Source organism: Arthrobacter sp. P1_D12 (assembly GCF_056406175.1).
Genome location: NZ_JBFUAR010000050.1, coordinates 1 through 1534, shown reverse-complemented (window position 1 = coordinate 1534; position 1534 = coordinate 1). Strand labels below are relative to the sequence as shown.

Below are 1534 nucleotides of genomic sequence, written 5' to 3'. Positions count from 1 at the left end.
CTGTATCGGATACCCGCCTTCAAGAGCGCCACGTTCCACGACGACCAAGACCGACGCGTGTTCATTGTCTGCCGGAGCCGCCTGGCGAACGTGTTCCCACCCGACGCGATCCCAGGCAGTATCATCAACGGCCCTCACTCAGGCGCGGAATCCATCTTCATGCTCGGACAGCGCATCCACCCAAGCGTCTGGTGCTGAAGGTCGTACGCACCAGGAAGGAGGAAGGGCCTGGCCTGTGCGTGAGTTCTTTCCTTCGTGCGTCTTCGGTCGCCAATAGTCCCCGGAAACCGGGCAGCTCTTCAGGGCCTAAAGCAGGAGGCGTAGAAGAAGCGCAGGGCCGGCGGTCGTAGCGGCGCGGGCGGTGGTGGTTGCGGGCGATCCGGCCGGAGCGCCACGGCTAGCACCGCTGCCGGAAACGCTGTGCCGCCGCCGGCTGGGCAGTGTCCGCAGCGTGCTCTTGACGCGGCCCCGGCCGCAAGGGTAGACAAGGGCCATCCCGGTGCTGTCGCGGGGGTTATGACCGCAGACAGAACGCGGGCAGCGCGGGGACCGTCATGATGAACCACGGCGGAGCAGCGGAGTGAGGTGTGAGCGATGACCGGATTAGTTGCCTTCCGCTTCGTGGCGCTCGGCTGGGCAGCCTACTTCGCCGCGGAAGCAGGGGTTGCGGACGAATGGGCGTACTACTTCGCCGTCTTCGTGATTGTGCTGGCCCAGTGCGCCGGTGTACCGCTTCCCGCCGTGGCCGTCCTGCTTGGCGCCTACGCCTCGGCGCGCCACGGAGACCTGAACCTTACCGCCGTTATCGCGGTCGGCAGCCTGGGCGCCATGCTCGGGAGCACTATTGGCTACGTACTTGGGCGGGTGGGAGGCCGTCCCCTGATGCTTCGACTCGCACAGCGCTTCCATGCCGACGAGAATCGCATCCTCCAACTCGAGTCGTTCTTCGATCGGCACGGCGGCAAAGCCTTGTTCTTCGGCCGCTGGGTCATAGTTGTCCGGCTCTGGGGCGCCATTGCCGCGGGGGCCGCCAAGATGCCGTGGCCCACTTTTCTGCTCTGGACCATCACAGGGTCAATTGCCTGGGTCGCGAGCCTCAGTGTTCTCGCCTATTTGGCCGGGGCGCTGGCCAATGCCATCGGTGACGCTCTCGACATCGGCGGTTGGGTGCTGGTCCCATTCGTCGTGCTTGGCCTGGTGATCGTCTGGCGCCGGCGCAGACGCCGGAAGCTCAGGTCAGCGGGAGGGACAGGGGACGGCGCACCCGATGCCGAATGAGGCCGTCCAGGTGCCTCCGGTCTGTACGTTCCTGCAGCAACGCTCGGCCTCCTTCAAGGCGGAGCATACGACGTCGCAGGGCCCCTCATCGGCGATCGGGCACCAAGGCGATTACCGGACCGGCACGGGGGCAGCCGGTCGCGGTCCGGGTTCCGCTCCGGGTCGGGGACCCCGGCCCGGCTCGGTTCGGAGAGGCCGGTTAAATGCGGGAGGACCCCCACCGTGTGGTGGGGGGACCCCCACCGTGTGGTGGGGG

General features: G+C 66.9%; 2 protein-coding genes. Both read left to right on the top strand.

The genetic code is table 11. The features are described 5' to 3' along the window. A partial coding sequence (locus tag AC1DZV_RS21750; RefSeq protein WP_476954564.1) for a hypothetical protein occupies positions 1-198 on the top strand: 198 nt, incomplete at its 5' end. A gap of 396 nt (positions 199-594) precedes the next feature. Then, the gene (locus AC1DZV_RS21745) at positions 595-1278 is read left to right on the top strand and encodes a DedA family protein (RefSeq protein WP_052354987.1); all 684 of its coding nucleotides are present in this window, start codon (positions 595-597) and stop codon (positions 1276-1278) included. Positions 1279-1534: the final 256 nt, after the last annotated feature.